The organism is Kribbella sp. NPDC059898, from assembly GCF_042730855.1.
GTDB lineage: Bacteria > Actinomycetota > Actinomycetes > Propionibacteriales > Kribbellaceae > Kribbella.
Genome location: NZ_JBHWKR010000004.1, coordinates 33,966 through 52,259 on the forward strand (window position 1 = coordinate 33,966; position 18,294 = coordinate 52,259).

At 69.8% G+C, this 18,294-nt stretch carries 18 protein-coding genes; 7 read left to right on the forward strand and 11 right to left on the reverse strand.

Features of this window, described 5'->3' with window-relative positions; translation table 11 throughout:
- Positions 1–50: 50 nt before the first annotated feature.
- Together ACFV9C_RS14135 and ACFV9C_RS14140 are read right to left on the reverse strand one after the other, a co-directional pair.
- Entirely contained in the window at positions 51–425 is a 375-nt protein-coding gene (locus ACFV9C_RS14135; RefSeq protein ID WP_380193623.1) for a VOC family protein, read from the reverse strand.
- 15 nt (positions 426–440) lie between these two features.
- On the reverse strand, positions 441–1,628 hold the full coding sequence (locus ACFV9C_RS14140; protein ID WP_380193624.1) for a GNAT family N-acetyltransferase: 1,188 nt from the start codon (positions 1,626–1,628) through the stop codon (positions 441–443).
- A gap of 113 nt (positions 1,629–1,741) precedes the next feature.
- Here ACFV9C_RS14140 and ACFV9C_RS14145 point away from each other — a divergent pair, with 113 nt between their 5' ends.
- The gene (locus ACFV9C_RS14145; protein WP_380193626.1) at positions 1,742–2,491 is read left to right on the forward strand and encodes a DUF4118 domain-containing protein; all 750 of its coding nucleotides are present in this window, start codon (positions 1,742–1,744) and stop codon (positions 2,489–2,491) included.
- Between the two features lie 148 nt (positions 2,492–2,639).
- Complete coding sequence (locus ACFV9C_RS14150; RefSeq protein ID WP_380193628.1) at positions 2,640–3,467, forward strand: Bax inhibitor-1/YccA family protein; 828 nt, start codon at positions 2,640–2,642, stop codon at positions 3,465–3,467.
- A gap of 54 nt (positions 3,468–3,521) precedes the next feature.
- On the opposite strand, the gene ACFV9C_RS14155 is transcribed toward ACFV9C_RS14150, so the two are convergent.
- The gene (locus ACFV9C_RS14155) at positions 3,522–4,544 is read right to left on the reverse strand and encodes a DUF2252 family protein (protein WP_380193629.1); all 1,023 of its coding nucleotides are present in this window, start codon (positions 4,542–4,544) and stop codon (positions 3,522–3,524) included.
- Positions 4,541–5,680 carry a cation:proton antiporter gene (locus tag ACFV9C_RS14160; RefSeq protein WP_380193630.1) on the reverse strand — a complete coding sequence of 380 codons (1,140 nt, stop codon included), beginning with the start codon at positions 5,678–5,680 and terminating at the stop codon, positions 4,541–4,543. Before ACFV9C_RS14160 ends, ACFV9C_RS14155 begins: the two co-directional genes overlap by 4 nt.
- Before the next feature lie 103 nt (positions 5,681–5,783).
- Here ACFV9C_RS14160 and ACFV9C_RS14165 point away from each other — a divergent pair, with 103 nt between their 5' ends.
- Complete coding sequence (locus tag ACFV9C_RS14165) at positions 5,784–6,725, forward strand: VOC family protein (RefSeq protein ID WP_380193632.1); 942 nt, start codon at positions 5,784–5,786, stop codon at positions 6,723–6,725.
- Positions 6,726–6,779: 54 nt separating this feature from the next.
- Here the strand turns inward: ACFV9C_RS14165 and ACFV9C_RS14170 are convergent, their stop codons facing one another.
- Positions 6,780–7,010, reverse strand: a complete 231-nt coding sequence (locus ACFV9C_RS14170; protein WP_380193634.1) for a DUF4287 domain-containing protein — start codon at positions 7,008–7,010, stop codon at positions 6,780–6,782.
- Between the two features lie 115 nt (positions 7,011–7,125).
- A complete protein-coding gene (locus tag ACFV9C_RS14175; RefSeq protein WP_380193636.1) occupies positions 7,126–8,166 on the reverse strand; it encodes an SGNH/GDSL hydrolase family protein in 1,041 nt (346 codons plus the stop codon).
- A 78-nt stretch (positions 8,167–8,244) separates the two neighbouring features.
- On the opposite strand from ACFV9C_RS14175, the gene ACFV9C_RS14180 reads away from it, so the two are divergent.
- A complete protein-coding gene (locus ACFV9C_RS14180; RefSeq protein WP_380193637.1) occupies positions 8,245–9,618 on the forward strand; it encodes a cystathionine beta-synthase in 1,374 nt (457 codons plus the stop codon).
- 220 nt (positions 9,619–9,838) lie between these two features.
- Here the strand turns inward: ACFV9C_RS14180 and ACFV9C_RS14185 are convergent, their stop codons facing one another.
- Genes ACFV9C_RS14185 through ACFV9C_RS14195 form a run of 3 tightly spaced genes read right to left on the reverse strand, consistent with a single transcriptional unit; the run spans position 9,839 to position 13,286 of the window.
- Positions 9,839–11,290, reverse strand: coding sequence for a flavin-containing monooxygenase (locus tag ACFV9C_RS14185; RefSeq protein ID WP_380193639.1), 1,452 nt, complete (start codon positions 11,288–11,290; stop codon positions 9,839–9,841).
- Between the two features lie 35 nt (positions 11,291–11,325).
- Positions 11,326–12,552, reverse strand: coding sequence for a lactate racemase domain-containing protein (locus ACFV9C_RS14190; RefSeq protein WP_380193640.1), 1,227 nt, complete (start codon positions 12,550–12,552; stop codon positions 11,326–11,328).
- A complete protein-coding gene (locus tag ACFV9C_RS14195) occupies positions 12,549–13,286 on the reverse strand; it encodes a hypothetical protein (RefSeq protein WP_380193642.1) in 738 nt (245 codons plus the stop codon). The genes ACFV9C_RS14190 and ACFV9C_RS14195 overlap by 4 nt, the downstream gene beginning before the upstream one ends.
- Before the next feature lie 18 nt (positions 13,287–13,304).
- Between ACFV9C_RS14195 and ACFV9C_RS14200 the strand changes: the two genes are divergently transcribed.
- A complete protein-coding gene (locus tag ACFV9C_RS14200; protein WP_380193643.1) occupies positions 13,305–13,784 on the forward strand; it encodes an NUDIX domain-containing protein in 480 nt (159 codons plus the stop codon).
- Positions 13,785–13,842: 58 nt separating this feature from the next.
- Positions 13,843–14,676 carry an AAC(3) family N-acetyltransferase gene (locus ACFV9C_RS14205; RefSeq protein ID WP_380193645.1) on the forward strand — a complete coding sequence of 278 codons (834 nt, stop codon included), beginning with the start codon at positions 13,843–13,845 and terminating at the stop codon, positions 14,674–14,676.
- On the opposite strand, the gene ACFV9C_RS14210 is transcribed toward ACFV9C_RS14205, so the two are convergent.
- Both ACFV9C_RS14210 and ACFV9C_RS14215 read right to left on the reverse strand, forming a co-directional pair.
- The gene (locus ACFV9C_RS14210; protein ID WP_380193647.1) at positions 14,673–15,695 is read right to left on the reverse strand and encodes an NADPH:quinone reductase; all 1,023 of its coding nucleotides are present in this window, start codon (positions 15,693–15,695) and stop codon (positions 14,673–14,675) included. The two genes, ACFV9C_RS14205 and ACFV9C_RS14210, sit on opposite strands and share 4 nt — an antisense overlap.
- 71 nt (positions 15,696–15,766) lie before the next feature.
- Positions 15,767–17,497 carry a sialidase family protein gene (locus tag ACFV9C_RS14215; RefSeq protein ID WP_380193649.1) on the reverse strand — a complete coding sequence of 577 codons (1,731 nt, stop codon included), beginning with the start codon at positions 17,495–17,497 and terminating at the stop codon, positions 15,767–15,769.
- A 227-nt stretch (positions 17,498–17,724) separates the two neighbouring features.
- Between ACFV9C_RS14215 and ACFV9C_RS14220 the strand changes: the two genes are divergently transcribed.
- Complete coding sequence (locus ACFV9C_RS14220; RefSeq protein ID WP_380193651.1) at positions 17,725–18,246, forward strand: DinB family protein; 522 nt, start codon at positions 17,725–17,727, stop codon at positions 18,244–18,246.
- Positions 18,247–18,294 lie beyond the last annotated feature (48 nt).

The following is an 18,294-nucleotide window of genomic DNA, read 5'->3' on the forward strand; positions in this document are numbered from 1 at the left end:
GGTGCGGCTCCCACCCCCGTGCCCACCACCCCGGCACGCGAACCGTTCGCTTACTCCGTCGGCCCCTCGAGTGCCAACCGGTACCCACTCGGCGTCCTCAGCAACAGCCGCCGGTAGGTCCAGTCCGCCGCCGGCGCGTTCTCCTCCAGCTCGAAGTCGAGCCCGGCCGCCCGGCACCGCTCAGCAGCCACGTCCACGTCGGACACGGCGATCTGCCAGGTGAGCACACTCGGCGGGTCGTTCGGCGCCGACGCCTGCTGGATGCCGAAGTGCACCGTGTCCGTGCCGAACGCGATGAAGTCCGGGTACTCCGGTCCCTCGTAGATCACGGGTAGGCCGAGCTTCTCGTAGAACGCCCGCTCGGCGGCGAGGTCGGAGACGTTGAGGACAGGTGCGAGACGGGTGAACAGCGCGTCGGAGGTCACCTGTCCCAGCTTGGGCTATGTGTCGGTAAGGCGGTAGACGGAGACGTGTGCGGGGGAGTCTGCGGTGAACGGTGTGCCGGACCAGTCGGCGTGGCGGGATTCGAGGGTGAAGCCGGCGAGTTGGGCCATCAGGTCGAGTTCGGCGGGCCAGATGTAGCGGTGCGGGGTACGGCCGAGCGTCGCCTCGGTGCCTTCGCCGAAGTGGAAATGGTGGGAGACGACGTGCTGCCGCAGGACGTCGTACGTGTCCAGCAGGATGTAGCCGGGGTCCGCGATGCCTACCGTGGCCGGGATTCCCGGTGGGAGGCGGCGGAGTTCGGGGACCCAGAGTTCGATCACGAAGCGGCCGCCGGGGGACAGGTGCCGGGCGGCGTTCCGGAAGCAGGCGACCTGCTCCTCCTGGGTGAGCAGGTTCGAGATCGTGTTGAAGACCAGGTACACGAGCGCGAACTCGCCCGGCGCCCGCGCCGTCGCCATGTCACCGACGACGACAGGGATCGAGTCGTTCTTCGTACGGAGCTGGGCGAGCATGGCCGTCGACAGCTCGATCCCACTCACCGGGACGCCCCGTTCGGCAAGTGGTACGGCGACCCGGCCGGTACCGATCGCGAACTCGAGCGCACTGCCGCCCGCCGCAAGCTCCTTCAACCGGTCGACGGTCGGGCCGATCACGTCCGCCGCGAACATCCCGGCGTCCGGCGTGTCGTACCCGGCGGCGACGTCCGCGTTCCAGAGCTGGTTCTGCTCCACGCCTTTCGTCCAGCGCAGTACGTCCTCCGCCCCGTCCTCGCCGACCTTGACGAAGCCGAGCCGGTCGTACAGGCGGCGTGCGTCCGGGTTGTCGCGTTCGACGGTGAGCTGCAGCGGTACGCCGCGACGTACGGCGTCCTCCTGCAGCGTGGTGATGATCGCCGTACCGATTCCGCGGTTCTGGACGTCGGGGTGGAGCTGGATGCCGTTCAGTTCGACGGCTTGCGGCGTACGGCTGACCCGCAGGCGGCCGGCGGCGCGGTCGTCCACCTCGACGACGTACAGGTCCGTCGCCGGGTCGTCGATCGACTCGAGCGTCCACTCGGCGAATCCCCGCCGCCACTCGATCTCGTCGAACCCGTCGGCCAGCCGCCCCTGGGCCCGGGTGGCGCTCAGCACCACCTCGGCCAGGAACTCCGCGTCGGACGCCACCGCAGGACGAAGTTGGTACATGTCTCGCAACCTACGCAGCCGTCCGGTCGCCGGCCACCGGTTATTCGTAGTAGATGTGACAGACACCTGTGAGAACTGTTGATCCGGGCTGTCATCTGCGCATCAATAGGGGTGTGGAGAACTACCGCGCCCCGGTCCTGACCGCTTCGTTGCTGGCTCCGCCGGCGGTTTGTGCGTTGCTGACGCCGTTCCGGGAACATTTCGACAACGCGAACGCCGCGCTGGTACTCGTGGTCGTGATCGTCGCGGTCGCAGTATTCGGTATCCGGCTGGCCGGGGTACTCGCTGCGGTGTCGAGCGCGGTGTGGTTCGACTTCTTCCTGACGGTTCCGTACGACAGCTTCACGATCAACAGCAGCAACGACGTGGAGCAGGCCTTGCTGCTGCTGGTGATCGGCATCGCGGTCACCCAGATCGCGATCTGGGGCCGTCGGCAACAAGCGAAGGCGTCCCGGCGGCGCGGGTACCTGGACGGGGTGATCACCGTCTCGCAGGCGGTCGCGACCGGTGCGTCCGCCGACGACCTGATCGAACAGGTCCGCGCGGAACTCACCGCCGTACTGGGCATCGACGGCGTCAAGTTCGTTGCCGGAAGCAAGCAGACGGCCGCGCCCCGGCTGAACCCGGACGGCTCGGTCACCCGCGGCTCCCACGTCCTCAAGGTGGAACGCGACGGCCTCCCCACGAACGCCGAGATCGAACTCCCCGTCCAGTACGCCGGCGTCTCCCGCGGCCGCTTCCTCCTCACCGCCGCCGCCCGCATCGCCCGCCCCGACCTCGAACAGCGCCTGGTGGCCGTAGCCCTCGCCGACCAGGTAGGCGCCGCCCTCTCCACCCAGGAACCGGCCCACCCGCACGTCTGACCGCGGACGAATTCCATCGACGCCCGATACAACCCCTGGATTTACAGGGGTTTCGGTTGGGGAACATCAGGGGGGATTCTCAGATTGTGTTCAGGATGGGGTCGTAGGATCTTGATACGGCCCCGGATGTGGGTCATCAGGAGGAAACATGCAGAGCAGTAACCCGGTGCTGAACCGGTCGAGTGCGTTCGCGCCTGGCCACGGGCAGGCCTATCCGGGGGCCGCTCCGTACGGTCAGCAGGCTCCCTACGGGTACGGCGGGTCGGGGATGCCCCCGCAGCAGTACCAAGGGGCTCCGGCCGCGAGCCGGCCGATGACGTTGGACGACGTGATCGTGAAGACCGCGATCACCCTGGGTGTTGTCGTGGCGGCCGCCGCGGTGGCGTGGCGGATGATTCCGGCGACGCTGGTCACGCCGGCGTTCCTGGCCGGGATGCTGGTCGCGTTCGCGATCGCGATGGTGCTGTCGTTCTCCCGCAAGGTGAACCCGGCGCTCGTGATGGTGTACGCCGCCGCCGAGGGCGTGTTCCTCGGGATCGGCAGCAAGTTCATCGCCCACTGGGTCGGTGACTCCGGCATCATCGTGCAGGCGGTGCTCGCCACGATGGTGACGGCCGGCCTGACGCTGGCGACCTACAAGTATTTCGCGATCAAGGTCACGCCGAAGTTCACCCGGATGGTGGTCATCGGCACGATGGGCTTCGCCGGTGTGCTGCTGATCAACCTGCTGCTCAGCCTGTTCGGCTTCAGCACGGGTATCAGCGGGTTCGGCCCGATGGGGCTGCTGTTCGCGGCGATCGGCGCGGGTCTCGCGGTGTTCAACCTGATCCTCGACTTCGACCTGGTCGAGCAGGGCATCCGCCAGGGCGCCCCGCAGAACGAGGCCTGGCGGGCGGCGTTCGCGCTGACCGTCACGCTGGTCTGGCTGTACTGGAACATCCTGCGCATCCTCGCCATCCTCCGCGGCGGCGACTGATCCAGCTGACACAACGGAAGGGCCGGTCCAGGTGGGCCGGCCCTTCCGTCGTTCTCACCCGGCGTACTGCTTGTACAGCTCGGTCGTGTCGTCCGCGAGCCGCCGCGTCCCGTCGAGCAGCCACCCGGACGGCAGCGCCCCGACGTACCGCCGCGCGTCCCGCAAATGATGCGGAACCGCCCCGTGCACGTCGGCAGCCGCGCGCGCCATCGACGTCAGCACCAGCTCGACCGCCCGCGGCCGCAGCGACTCGATCGTGATCCGCTCGACGTCGGGCGACAGCCCCCGGAGCTGCCAGCCCGCGATCCGGCGCATCGGATCCGGCCCGCGCAGCGCCCCGAGGATCCGCCCGTACAGCAGGTCGTCCGGCTGCAGCCCGACGTCCACGTACTCCGCGGTCGGCGGCCCGACCACCTTCACCTCGCGGGCGAGGTCGTCACCGACCGCGACCATCCGCGGATGCCCGAGCGACCCGGTCCCGGCCTGCCGGCGATGCCACGACGCGTCCGGCACGTTCACGGCCTTCCGTACGGCGGCCGGCAGCATCGACGGATCGGCCGCCGCCGCCTCCCGGAGCTTCCCGTAGTACCGCGCGGCACTCGGCGGCTTCGGCACCAACGCCCGCAGATGTTTCGCACCGGAGCCGGCCAGGTCCACGGCCCGCCCCGGCTTCGCCGTCGACCACGCGTCCAGCAGCACCCGGCAGATCCGCTTCGGGCTGATCGCCACCTCCGGCGTCAGTACGGCGGACACCGCGAGCCGGAGCAGGTCGATCGTCGGCGGCCCCCAGGCCAGCTCGTCGAAGTCGTTCACGCCCCACCGCCGGACGCCGCGATGGTCCCGCCAGGTCCCGAAGTTCTGCACATGCAGGTCCCCGACCACCGGCACCTGCGGACCTTGCAGCAGGTCGGGCGTCAGTACGGCGACCCGCTGCAGCCACAGGTAGTACGTCCCGCGCAGGAACCGCAGTGGATCACCCGCCAGCTCGTGATGCTTGAGCGCCAGATCCTCCGGTACGACGGGGATCCGGTCCGCCAGCCACTTCTCGTACGCGGCCGTCTCAGCCTGCACCGTCATTTCGTCGCCACCAATCCACGCCGTACGGCGAGCCCGCCCGCGACCGCGCTGACCGCGATCGTGACCAGCGCGCCGAGGATCAACGCGGACGGCTCGCCCGGCTGGAGCACGTGCAGCGACGTACCGACCGTCGCCGCCGCCACCGGGACGCCGAGCTGCGCCGCCGCGAGTGCGCCGATGCTCAGCGGCTGCCGGGTGAGCCGCCCGGACAGGTGACTGAGCACGGCGCCGATGCCGAGCGCGGCGCCGAGACCGATGAACGCCGGCTTGGTGCCGAGTTCGCGCAGGTCGAGCGACGCGCCGAGCCAGACGAAGAACACCGGGCCGAGGAAGCCCTCGGTCAGCGCGAACAGCTGCCGGGCGAGCCGCCGCGGCTCGCCGACCGCTGCCACCGCGAGCCCGAGCACGAACCCGGCGAGCATGATCGACACGTGCGTCGCGGTCGCCAGCCCGGCCAGCGCGAACAGCACCATCAGGCTGATCCGCAGTTCGGCCGCGAACCGCCGGTCCTCCGACACGTCGTGCAGCCGGTGCCGGGCGCCGGACTGCTCCGCCTTGTTCAGCCCGAAGAACACCACCACGCCCGCCGCGATCACCGCCAGTGCGCCGAGCGCGGCCCGGCCGGCGTGCGGCGGGTCGATCGCGAGCGGCAGCGCGACGATGCAGGCGGCGTCCGCGATCGCGACCTGGGGGAGCAGCTCGACGACCGGCCGCCCGCCGAGCCCGAGCGAGTCGACGATCGGCAGCACCAGCGCCGCCGACGAGGACGCCATCAGCACGGCGTACAGCGGCACGTGGCCGGTGTGGAAGATCGCGTTCAGCGCGAACGCGAGCGCGGTCGCGACGATCCCGGTGCCGACCGCGCGGAGCAGGCCGGGCCGGATCGCCCGCCGCAGGCTCTCGTCCCGGGCCGGGACGTGGGTGCCGGCCACGAACATCACCAGCCCGAACCCGATGTCGGCGAGGAACGTGAAGCTCGGGTCGGCGGCCTTCAGGTACCCGATCCCGGTCTTGCCGAGGATCACGCCCGCGACCAGCTCGCCGAGCACGACCGGGATGTGCCAGCCGCGCCGCAGCGCGAGCAGCGGACCGGCCAGTCCGACCGCGACGACCACCGCCAGCATGGTGAAGCTCACCGAACGCTCCTTTCCCCAGAGCGTCATTGTGCCTCCGGGAAGCTGAGGAACAGCGACGGCGTTCCGGACGCGGGTCGTCCGGTTCCGGTTCTACCGTGGTCGCATGCAGACCGTCTGGTACGACGCTCCCTCGCACACGGCCGGCGCCGCCCTGGCCACCGCTGTCACCGCTGACGCCGACGTGCGGGCGACCGGCGTACTGGTCCGCGCCGACGACCTGACCGCGGCCTCAGCGGCGGCCCGGAAGCTCGGGCTGACCGAGGGGACGGCCCGCACGCTGTCCGCCTCGATCGAAGCGGCGAACCCGCCCGCGATCCAGGCCTTCTGGGACCAGATGGCCGGCGCCCCGCTCTTCCCGGTACGCCGCCTCGACGAGCCGCGACCGCTCCGGAACCGGATCCACGTCGACGTGGTCCGCCCGTCCGACGAAGCACTCCGCGCCCGCGGTGACCGCGAGCCGTCAGGCCCGTTCGGGGTGCTGCTGGCCGACGACGAGGGCAACGAGGTCGACCTGGTCCCGGGCGATCTCGTGCCGGGAACGACCGACTGGTACGCGTTGTTCAGCCCGATGGTGCACTACCCGAACGCACCGGCCCGGTTCGTCACCGCGGTCGCCGAGCTGGCCGACGCCGCGGGCATCCCGTTGCGCCTCGACGTACGGACCGAAGGCCTCACGATCGCGGGCCGGAAGGACGCGTGGGAGACCGATCCGGAGTTCGTCGTACTCGCCCGGCGGATCGAGGGTGCGGCCAAGGATCTCGGGCTGCGGCCGGATCCGGCGCCGCTGCGGTTCGTGCAGTTCGGCATCGACGCTTCGGATGTCCCGGCGGTAGGGGCGTTCTGGGCGGAGTTCCTCGGCTACGAGTTCGACAGCAGGCCGGACGTCACCGACATCTACGATCCGCTCGACCTGAACCCGGTGCTGTTCTTCCAGCAACTGCAGGTACCGCGGCCGCAACGGAACCGGATCCGGTTCGAGCTGACCGGCCGGAATCCCTTGCTGGTAACGGATCCGGAGGGTAACGAGGTCCTCGCCGGAACGTGAAAGACCTGCCCCTCCACCTGAAAGGGCAGGTCTTCGAGGTTGTCTCCTTTGCGGTCAGCCCATGCGTCGGTGCGCCTTGACCAGGTCGAACTCGTGCACGATGGCGGTCGCGTGCCCATGCGCGAGCGCGTACTCGCTGGACAGCCATCGCACTCTGTCGTCGAAGCGCAGGAACGACGGTCCGTCGTTCATCAGCTGGAACCACTCGGTCATTGCGCGTCCGGTGCATCTGGGCACGGCCTCCACCAAACGCTGATGCGTCTCCTCGGAGTGGTTCAAGCCCATCTTCGCCTCCCGTTATCGGGGTACCGCGTAGTTATCGACTGTGCACCACCTGGCCGCCCGGAATCAAGACTCCCGACATGAAAGTCGCCGCTCAGCGGACGCACAACCTCAACAACTATGGGCAGACGGGCACGGTTTCCGGGTCCGCGGCGGGAGTTTCCGCGGCGGTTTCCTCGACCCGCTCGACCTCGGCCCTCGGGTGCCGGCGGCGGTGCCGCAGTGCCGCCCAGCGGCCGCGCGGTCCGCGCTCCCGGCCGGCCACCTCGGTGGCGGCGACCTCGGTGCCCGGACGGCGGGCAGCCTGGACGGCGGCCTCCGCGATCGGCAGGATCGCCTCGCCGCGGAACGGCTCCGGATGCACGAACGACTCGGCCCCGATCCCCATCGCGGCCGCCACCGACGGCAGCAGGGCGGCCGACGCGGCGGCGTACCCGGTGGCGGACGGGTGGAAGTTGTCCCGGCCCCACATCGACGGGTTGGTCCGGAACACCTCGCCGAGCAACGAGCCCAGCGACACGGAGCGGCCGCCTGCTTCGACGACTGCGATGGTCTGAGCGGCGGCCAGCCGGTGGCTCCAGGACCGGGCGACCTGCCGCAGCGGCGGCATGATCGTCCGGACCACACCCAGGTCCGGGCAGGTTCCTACCACCACCTCACAGTTCGCGGCGCGCAGTCGGCGGACAGCGGTGGACAGCAGCCGGACCGACGTCGACGGCGGCATCTTCGCCTTCACGTCGTTGACGCCGATCAGGATGACGGCGACGTGCGGACCTGCCTGGAGCGCGGCGTCCACCTGGCCGGCCAGATCGGTCGACTTCGCGCCGGTCTTCGACACGTCGACCAGCCGCACCGGGCGTTCGGCCAGCTCGGCCAGCCCCGAGGCGAGCAGCACCCCGGGAGTCTCCTCCGGGGAGTCGGTGCCGTAGCCGGCCGCGCTCGAGTCGCCGAGCATGGCGAACGTGATCGGATGTCCTGAATACCGGCCGTACAGACCGTTGCCCGGAGTGGGGTAGTACCTCGTCGGTCCGATCACGCGCTTCGCGTACTCGGCCTCAGCGGTCAGTACGCCGTACAACGTGGCACCGATGAGTCCGAGTCCCCCGCCCCCGAAGGCTGCGGCCTGGGCCAGCTTCTTCGCTGCCCTGGCTCTGCTCATAAGTACAAGGATTACACGCTGTTATCGCGACGCAAGTGAAAATAGGGCAAAGCGCCCGGTATCACTACAGTAAAGATCGTGCGCTACGCAGAATCACTCCTGGACCTCGTCGGCAACACCCCGCTGGTGCGGCTGACCAAGACCACCGACGGGGCCAAGCCCCTCGTCCTGGCCAAGGTTGAGTACTTCAACCCCGGCGGCTCGGTGAAGGACCGGATCGCGGTCCGGATGATCGAGGCCGCGGAAGCCTCCGGCGAGCTCAAGCCCGGCGGCACGATCGTCGAGCCGACCTCCGGCAACACCGGCGTCGGGCTCGCGATGGTCGCCCAGCAGAAGGGCTACAAGTGCGTCTTCGTCTGCCCCGACAAGGTCAGCGAGGACAAGCGGAACGTGCTCAAGGCGTACGGCGCCGAGGTCGTCGTCTGCCCGACCGCGGTCGCGCCCGAGCACCCGGACTCGTACTACAACGTGTCCGACCGGCTGGTCCGCGAGATCGAGGGCGCCTGGAAGCCGAATCAGTACGCGAACCAGAACAACCCGCGCTCGCACTACGAGACCACCGGGCCGGAGCTCTGGGAGCAGACCGACGGCAAGATCACGCACTTCGTCGCGGGCGTCGGCACCGGCGGCACGATCAGCGGCACCGGGAAGTACCTGAAGGAGGTCTCCGGCGGCCGCGTGCAGGTCATCGGCGCGGACCCGGAGGGCTCGGTGTACTCCGGCGGTACCGGGCGGCCGTACCTGGTCGAGGGCGTTGGCGAGGACTTCTGGCCGGAGACGTACGACCGGGACATCTGCGACCGGGTGATCGAGGTGTCGGACGCGGACTCGTTCGCGCTCACCCGGCGGCTGGCCCGCGAGGAGGCGATGCTGGTCGGCGGTTCGGCCGGGATGGCGGCCGCGGCGGCGATCCGGCTCGCGCACGAGCTGGACGACCCGGACGCGGTGATCGTCGTACTGCTGCCGGATGGCGGGCGCGGATACCTGACGAAGGTGTTCAACGACGACTGGCTGGCGCAGTACGGATTCCTCGCGCACTCGAAGCAGGGCACTACGCTCGGTGACGTACTGGCCGGGAAGGACGGCAGTCTGCCGCCGCTCGTGCACACGCACCCGCACGAGACGATCGCCGAGGCGGTCGCGATTCTGCGGGAGTACGGCGTCTCGCAGATGCCGGTCGTTCGCGCGGAGCCGCCGGTGATGGCGGCCGAGGTGGCCGGCGCGGTGTCGGAGCGGACGCTGATGGACGCGCTGTACTCCGGCAAGGCGCGGCTCGCGGATATCGTCGAGCAGCACATGGACCCGGCCCTGCCGTCCCTGGGCGCCGGCGAACCGGTCACCAAGGCGGTCGAGCTGCTCGAAAGCCGGGACGCCCTGATGGTCCTGGACGACGGCAAGCCGGTGGGCGTACTGACCCGGCAGGACCTACTGGTCCATCTGTCCGCCGACTGAGGTTGCTCAGCGGTCTACGACTGACGGGATGATGGCGATCAGCGCGGTGATCACGATACCGATCACCACGACGGCCGCTCCTGCGATCTGAAGAATGTCCATGCCTCAAGAGTCCTGCAACGGCGCCCCCGAGACATCGGCCTCCGGATCGGTCTTCCCCTCATCCCAAGGTCGTACACCACCCCACCCACCCTCCTACTAGAGGAGTCCGGGTAATCACCTAGTGGACGACCGCGAAGTCGGCGGGGTTGAGGTGTCTGGTGCGGCGCCAGTAGGTGAAGGTCCATTCGGGCCAGATGGTGGAGTTCCGGCCGGTGGGGTCGAGGTACCAGCTGGTGCAGCCGGAGTGCCAGACGGTGTGGTCGAGGTCGGTTTGGACGGCTGCGACGAACTGTTCCTGCGCGTCCTCGCGGACCTCGACGTACGTCGCGTTGCGGCGGCGGAGGAGGTGTAGCGCCTGCATGACGTAGCGGACCTGGGCCTCGATCATGAAGACCATCGAGGAGTGGCCGAGGAGGGTGTTCGGGCCGACCAGGAGGAACAGGTTCGGGTAGCCGGCGACCGTGATGCCGAGGTGGGCGCCGATGCCGTTGCGTTTCCAGTGGTCGGCGAGGTCGACGCCGTCCTTGCCGCGGATCGGCATCCGGGTGAGGTTCGCGGAGACGTCGAAGCCGGTGCCGAGGACGATCGTGTCGCAGGACCGTTCGGTGCCGTCGGCGGTGACCACGCCGGTCGGGGTGATCCGCACGATCGGGGTGCTGATCACGCTGACGTTGGGCCGGGCGAGCGCCGGGTAGTAGTCGTTCGAGATCAGGATCCGCTTGCAGCCGATCTGGTAGTCCGGGGTGAGTTTCGCGCGCAGTTCCGGATCGGTGACCTGCTTGCGCAGGTGCCGTTTCGCCTGGATCTCCAGGCCTTTCATCAGCTTCGGGTTCCCGGCGAACCCGGCGCCGCGCCCTTCGAGCCCCCAGTAGACGGCGTTCCGGATCGTCCGTTGCGCGGCCGGGAAACGTTCGTGCAGCGTGCGTTCCCAGCCGCCGATCGCGCGGTCCGGCTTCGGCGTCACCCACGGCGCCGTCCGCTGGTACACGTCCAGCTGCGCCACCTCCGGCGCGATCCGCGGTACGAACTGGATCGCCGACGCCCCGGTTCCGATCACCGCGACGTTCCGCCCGCGCAGGTCGCGGCCGTGATCCCACTGCGCCGAGTGGAACGCCGTACCGCCGAAGGACTCCAGGCCTGGGATGTCGGGCAGCTTCGGCCGGTGCAGGCTGCCGACGCCGGCGACCAGGGCCTGGGTCTCGATCGTCTCGTCGTCGTTCACCGTGACGGTCCAGTGCCCGGACCTCTCGTCGAACTCCGCCGCGGTCACCTCCGCGCCGTACCGGATCTTCTCCGTGACGCCGTACTTGTCCGCGCAGTGCCGCAGGTACGCGAGGATCTCGTCCCAGGGCGCGAACATCCGCGTCCAGCGCGGGTTCTGCTCGAACGAGAACGAATAGAGGTACGACGGGATGTCGCACGCGCAGCCCGGGTACGTGTTGTCCCGCCAGGTACCGCCAAGGTCGTCGGCCTGCTCCAGGACGACGAAGTCCTCGCAGCCCGCCTGCTTGAGCTTGATCCCCATGCACAGCCCGGCGAACCCGGACCCGATGATGACGACGTCTGTCATAGCGGCTCAGGTTACCGGCGGGTCAGGTCGAGCGGCTAGGGCTTGAGCCGGTACAGGGTCTCGCCGGCGTTCGGTACGACGAAGGTGTCCGGGTCGGCCTCGTACGCGTCCAGGTCGACCGCTGCCGGGTCGACGTACCCGAGGTTGGCCGCTCGTACGACGTCCTCGGGGATGCCGGTCGCGAGCGTGACCTGGACGCGGAGGTGCTCGCCGTTCACCGGGTCCCAGGTGCCGGCGCCGCGCAGGTGCGTGGAGTGCGCGAGGACACCCCAGTGCAGGTCACGGAACTTCTCCCACTGGCCGAGGAAGTAGTCGCGGCAGTGGTACCCGATCTCCTCGATCTCCGGGTGCATCGCGGCCAGCTGGGTGACGTGCGGCGCGTACAGGATCACCTCGCCGCCGTCCGCGACCACCGGCTCGAGCTTGTAGAAACCCTTCGCCGCGGTCCAGATGTCGGCGTACTTCGGTGGCATCACGGAGACGACCCGCCGCACCGGGTGGTCGAGGTAGCGGACGTGGGTCAGCGCGGAGATCCCGGCGGCGGCGCGCCACGACTCGGTGGTGTCGCCGAACGCGATCGCGTGCAGCTTGTCCGTACCGGACTGAGCGACCACCGACAGCGCGAGCTTCTCGGCCGGGATCAGCGCGGCGGCCTCGTCGATCAGCGCCCGGACCGGGGTGATCCCCGGCGTACCGATGATGTTCGCGCTGGTGATCAGCGCGCCGAGCCAGTGCGAGAAGTCGATCACCTCCTGGCCGGCGACGCCCGGGAAGAAGTACTTGTTGCCGCCGGAGAAGCCGACCACCTCGTGCGGGAACACCGGCCCGACGACCAGCGCGACGTCGTGCTCGACGACCGCCCGGTTCAGCCGGACCGGGACCTCGTCGCGGAGCATCTCGCCGGAGATCTCGCCGACCCGGTCCGGGCTGATCGTGCCGAGGTCCGCGAAGGTGTCCGGCTTCCACCATTCGTGATTGATCACGTTCGGGTAGTCGTCGCCGAGGTGCTTGCGGAGCTGCTCCGGCGTCATCTCCGCATGGGTGCCGAGGGCAACCAAGATCGTCACCTGGCTGCCCTTCAGGGCCTGGGTGACCGCCTTCAGCAGCAGCGGGAGCGGGCAGCTGCGGGTCGCGTCCGGGACGATCACACAGACGCTCTTCCCCTCCAGCCCCGCACCGGCCAGGGCGTCGCCGATGAACGCCGTCACCTCGTCCTCGGTCAGGACCTGACCCGCACCACCGATCACCGCCGCATTGGTCACACCTCGACCTTAGAGGTCGCGCGGGACCATTGCACTCCCGCGATCACGGCGTACGCGATCCCGCCCGCCGGGACCGCCCAGAAGCGGAAGAACGGGAGCTGGCCCGAGACTGCGGTCGCCGCGAACACCATGCCGTACGTCGCGACGCCCGCGACCGTCCCGCGCCGCCGCGAGTCGAGCGCGGTGCTCGGCAACGGACCCATGTGCCGGTCGAGGACCGCGCCGAACGCGCTCAGGCCGACGAGCGACGTGAGGATGGCCAGTACGCCGCCGGGCAGACCGCCGAAGACGATCGCGGCCGCGTTCAGGAACGTGATCAGCGCGAACGCGACCGCCAGGTCCAGCGCGCCGAACGTGAGGTGCGACCGGCGCCGGCGCTTCAGGTCGACGTCGTCGCCGGTACGGAGCGGGCCGGGGTCGCCGGACAGCCGCCGCACGGTCAGGATCAAGCCGGTCACGAGGATGATCAGGAGCAGTACGCCGAGGATCGACAGCGTCACGGAGCGCGTCGTCGACATGTACTGGTGGGCCACGCCGTCGTCGGACATGCAGCTCGCGGACGGCGGGAACCAGCTCGTCCGCGGTACGGCGTTCACCGCGCCGAGCTTGCGCGCGCAGTCCTCGCCCGGGTCGTACCAGTTCGGCTGCGACAACGTGACCACCGTCGCCCACACCAGCCCGCCGATCAGCCCCAGCCCCAGCAGAGATCCCGCCCGCCGCCGTACCCAGTCCACGGCTCTACCCTCTCATCCGTGGATCCTTACCTTGCCCAGCTCCGCCGCGACGTGGGCTCACGGTTGTTGCTGCTGCCGGGCGCGCAGGTGCTGGCGATCGACGCGGACGACCGGATCCTGTTCCAGCGGAGTCGTGACACCGGTGTGTGGGAGCTGCCCGCCGGCGGCGCGGAGCCCGGTGACAGCTTCCGCAGTACGGCGGCCCGCGAGTTCGCGGAGGAGACCGGGCTGGTCGTGGCGGAGGAGGACCTGGCGCCGTTCGCGAGCGTGTCCCGCCCAGACGTCCACACGCTCACCTATCCGAACGGCGACGTCGTCCAGTGCTTCGCGCTCTGCTTCGAGACCCGCACCTGGACCGGATCCCTCCGCCCGGCGGCAAACGAAGTACTCGAGGCTGGCTTCTTCACGAAGCCACCCGGCCCGCTGCATCCGCCAACCGAGCTGGTCCTGCGCCTCCACAGCACCTACCAGGAAACCGGCCTGTTCCAGGCCTACTGAATGCGCTGAGGTGACAGTTGCCGTTGGCAAGTACAGGAAAGAATGGGATATTGCTGGGATGGGCGTGACCGTGGCGGAATTGTCCGACGGGCTTCGGCGGTTGGGGCTGGGGGAGGCGTCCGAGGTGATCGTGCACTCGTCGTTGAGCTCCTTCGGGTACGTCGACGGTGGGGCGGAGGCGGTCTGCGCGGCGTTGGCCGAGGTGTGTGGGACCGTGCTGATGCCGGCCGGGACCTGGGATCTCACGGGGCTGCCGGCGCCGCCGGGGATGGTGCGGCCGCGGAACGCGTACTGGAACGCGGAGAGCTGGCCGGAGTTCGACGAGAAGTTGTCGCAGGCAACCAGTTTCCGGGCGGACCTGCCGGTCGACCGGTGGCTCGGGCGGATCCCGGAGACCTTCCGGCAGACCCGCGACCCGTTGCGGAGCGAGCATCCGCTGTTCGCCTACCAGGCCGCGGGACCCGCCGCCGAACGCCTCCTCGCCGCCCAGCGCCCGGACTGGCCGCTCGGGCCGATCGAGGCGCTCGACGGCGACGTGCTGCTGCTCGGTGTCACGCACACCTCGAACACCACGATCCACCTCGCCGAGCAGCACCTCGGCCGCTCGCGGTTCTACCGGTACGCGAAGGCCGCCGACGGGCTGTGGGTCGAGTACCCGAACGTCCCCGGCGAGAGCCACATGTTCGACGCGATCGAGCCGGTACTGCGGCCTGCGACCAAGGAGGTCCGGATCGGCCAGGCCCGCGTCCGCCGGATCCCCAAGCAGGCCGTGCTGACCGCGACCCGCGACCTGATCGAGTCCGACCCGACCGCTCTGCTCTGCACCGATGACCCCAGTTGCCGTTGCGCCGCCGCACTCCAGCAGCGACTGGCCGCCTGGGAACTGCTTTAGCTGACGTCGATCAGCACCTTGCCGACGATGCTGTTCTCGACCGCGGCGTGTGCCTCGGCGGCCTCGGCGAGCGCGTAGTGGAGCAACGGGATCCCGGCCTCCGGCCCGACCCGGATCGCACCGGCCGCGACCGCCGCCGCGACATCGCCCAGCCCACGCGGCCGCCACGAGTCCGGCGCCGTGTACAGCAGCACGAACTGCCACCGCGCGTTCGGCACCATCGACGCCCGCACCGGAAGCTCCATCGTCCCGCCGCCGTCGGTCGCGTACACCGCCACCGACCCGTGCGGCGCGATCACCGCCGCGTCGATCGCCGCGTTCGCCGCCGGTGACACCTCGACGATCGTGTCGACCCCGCCCGGCGCGATCGCCCGTACCTCGGACACCACGTCCTGCTGCCGGTAGTCGATGACGTGGTCCGCGCCGGCCAGCGCGGCGAGGTTGCCCTTCTCCGGGCCGCTCACGGTCGTGATCACGGTTGCGTCCGACCACCGCGCCAGCTGGATCGCCGCGTTCCCCACCGCGCCCGCACCGCCGGCGACCAGCACGGTCCGCCCGGCCAGCTTGCCCGGCCCGAGATGCACCGGCCCGTCCTCGGTCACGGTCAGGCAGCGATGCGCGGTCAGGAACGGTACGCCGAGCGCAGCCCCGAGGTCGTACGACGCCTCATCGGGCAGCGGCACCACATGCCGCACCGGCACCACGGCGTACTCCTGCGCCGTACCGCCCGACGGCCGTTGGTACGCCGCCTCCCAGAGCCACACCCGCTGCCCCCGGAGCCCCGCGTCAACACCCTGCCCGACCGCGTCGACGACCCCGGACCCGTCCTGGTTCGGCACCTGCGCCGGGTGCACCGGCGTACCGGGCTCATTCCCCCGACGCGACTTCCAGTCGGTCGGATTGACGCCCGACCGATGGATCCGCACCCGCACTTCCCCCGGCCCCGGCTCCGGCATCGGCCTGTCCACGAGGGTCAGGACGTCAGGATCACCGGTCACGGAGTACTCGACAGCTCGCACCCCACCGACGCTACCTCAGCCGCCGGTGAACCCACCGGAGGGCGCCAGGGACGGCGCCCTCCGGTGGGGCGTCACGGTGTTGGGTCCGGGTAGCTGCCGCCGAGGATGTCGGTGTTGCCGAAGGTCGCCGGGCAACCGCTGATATCCGGTGCCGTCGCCGGCCCGGCGTACAGCGCCGCCCGATAGGCGTTCACCGGTCCACAGACCGCGGCAGCGTGGGCGTCGTTCCAGACCGCGACCGCCGAGTCGTTCGTGGCCGCGGCGTACACGTAGTCGCCGAGGAACTCGTCGGTCAGCGCATTCGCGCTGCTGCCGCGCGGATCACCACCTGGTGTACGTTCGAGCGTCGTCCAGCCCGCGGGTACGCCGCCCGCCACGTTCGCGTGCCGCACCTCGCCGACGAGACCGCGAGGGTCCGTCGTGTTGTCGCGGTACGGCGTCGTGAAGGAGTTGTGTACGACGTACAGATCGGTGCCGTCCGGGGACACCGCCGGTGCGGTGTACACCGGGCGATCGCCTGGTGTGAGCGGGATCGGAGCCGGTGTGGCCCAGGTCGTCCCGCCGTTCCGCGACCAGGTGAGCAGCAGCTGCTCGTTGTTCAGGCCCAGCCGTCCGTCCGACCAGGTCATGAAGATCTCGTTGGTGGCGCCAACGCCGGTCGGGCGGCCGTTCGCGATGTCGACGCTCGGAGCGCCGGCCAGGTCGACCCGGGCGCCGCCGCGCCCGTCCATCACCGGACGGCCCTGGACCGGGTCGAACACGCCGGGCTCGGCCACGGGCGCGACCACGGTCGGGCCGGTGAAGTGCGCGCCGCCGTCAGTGGACTTGTACATCAGCTGCAGGCTCGCGCGGTTGCGCACGCCGACGCCGAACACGTAGACGTTGCCGGCACTGTCCGTACGTACGGTGCATCCGTCGGGCTGCGAGTTGATGCCGTTGCTCGTTGCGGGACCGACCTGGCTCGTGGTCCACGTGCTACCGCCGTCAGCAGACCGTGCGACGGTGAGCGGTACCGGGAACGCCTGGCCGTGGCTGTTGCTGCGGAAGCTGGCCCAGCACACATACACGTTCCCGAAGAAGGGGCTGCTCGACGCGTTGTCGGCGTACACCTGTTCCTTGTCGGAGAAGGTGGTCGACGACTGCTTCGAGATGATCACGGGCGCGGTCCAGGCGGACGCGTCGTTGTTCGCCGCGGCGTGAACGTCGTCGGTGGCCGAGACCGCGATCGCCTCGAACCCACGGAACGTCTCGAGCTGCCGTACGGCGGAGAAGTTCGCCGTCAGGTTGGCGTAGTACAACCGGGAACCGTTCGACCAGGAGAACCTGCCGTCGGGGCCGGGGCGCGGTCCGAAGGCGACCGCCGGGTCACCGTCGGAGACCAGGCCGGCCTCGAAGTAGCCCGGCAGCGTCCCGATCTTGCCCACCTGCGGAGCGCAGACCGCTGGGCCGAGGCAACCGCGGGCGGTCCAGCCGGTGTACGTCGGTTGCTGCCAGCTCTGACCGCCGTTGAACGAGAAGTACACACCGGACACGCCGACGCCAGGGGTGAACGGGCACGTGTTGGGAGCGCCCGCGGCACACGATTCCATGTCGATCTCGTCGTTCGCGCCGGCGACGACGACCGACGGCTTGTTCGCATCGATGGCCACCGCGGGTTCGTTCTGCTTGTTCTGCGAGAACGGCGTCGGCGGGCTCCCGACCGTCACCTCGCCGGCCGGTGCAGCATAGGCAGCGACCGCGGCGCCGAACAGGGCGGCTGCGAACGCAGCAACGGAAGCGATGATGAGGCGTGGTTTACCCATGATCCCTCCCCAGGGCGGCCAGCGGGCCGGGACCGTTTCCCGGACCGGCTGGGCGATTCGACAGTGCGCCTCCGGACGGCGCCGCACAACACTTCGACACCGTCCGTGACGGCCCGCGCCAGATCGTGCGCAAGCCGTCACGTCGTCGGTCCTTGCCGTCAGTGCATCCCCCAACGAGATTCGATAGCGGTCAATAGCTGGCCGCTATTGGAGGTTAAGGTCTGGGCATGACGACGAACGAGCAGACCCTGGCACCGGAGCGCGCCGACATCCTGGACCTTCTCGCGACCCGCCGGCACTTCCTGCGGCACACGGCGCAGGGCCTGACCGACGAGCAGGCGAGCACCCGCAGTACCAAGAGCGAACTGACGGTCGGCGGGCTGATCAAGCACGTCATGACCGTCGAGCAGCACTGGGCCGACTTCGCCCGCGGCAAGGTCGGCACCACGCCGACCGAGTACACCCCGGAGGTGATCGCGGCCTGGCAGGACCAGTTCCGGTTCGTCGAGGGCGAGACGCTCGCCGACGTGCTCACGGCGTACGAGAAGGTCGCCGCCGAGACCGAGGAACTGGTCCGCACCCTCGACCTGGAGGTCAAGTACGAGCTGCCGGCCGCGCCGTGGCAGCCGCCGGGCGTGTTCTGGTCGGTCCGGATGGCGTTCCTGCACATCGCCTCCGAGACCGCCCAGCACTCCGGCCACGCGGACATCATCCGGGAGACCATCGACGGCCAGAAGACGATGGGCTGACCCTTGACGTTTTGTGATACGAGCGTGTTAATGTCCGAGGTGTATTGA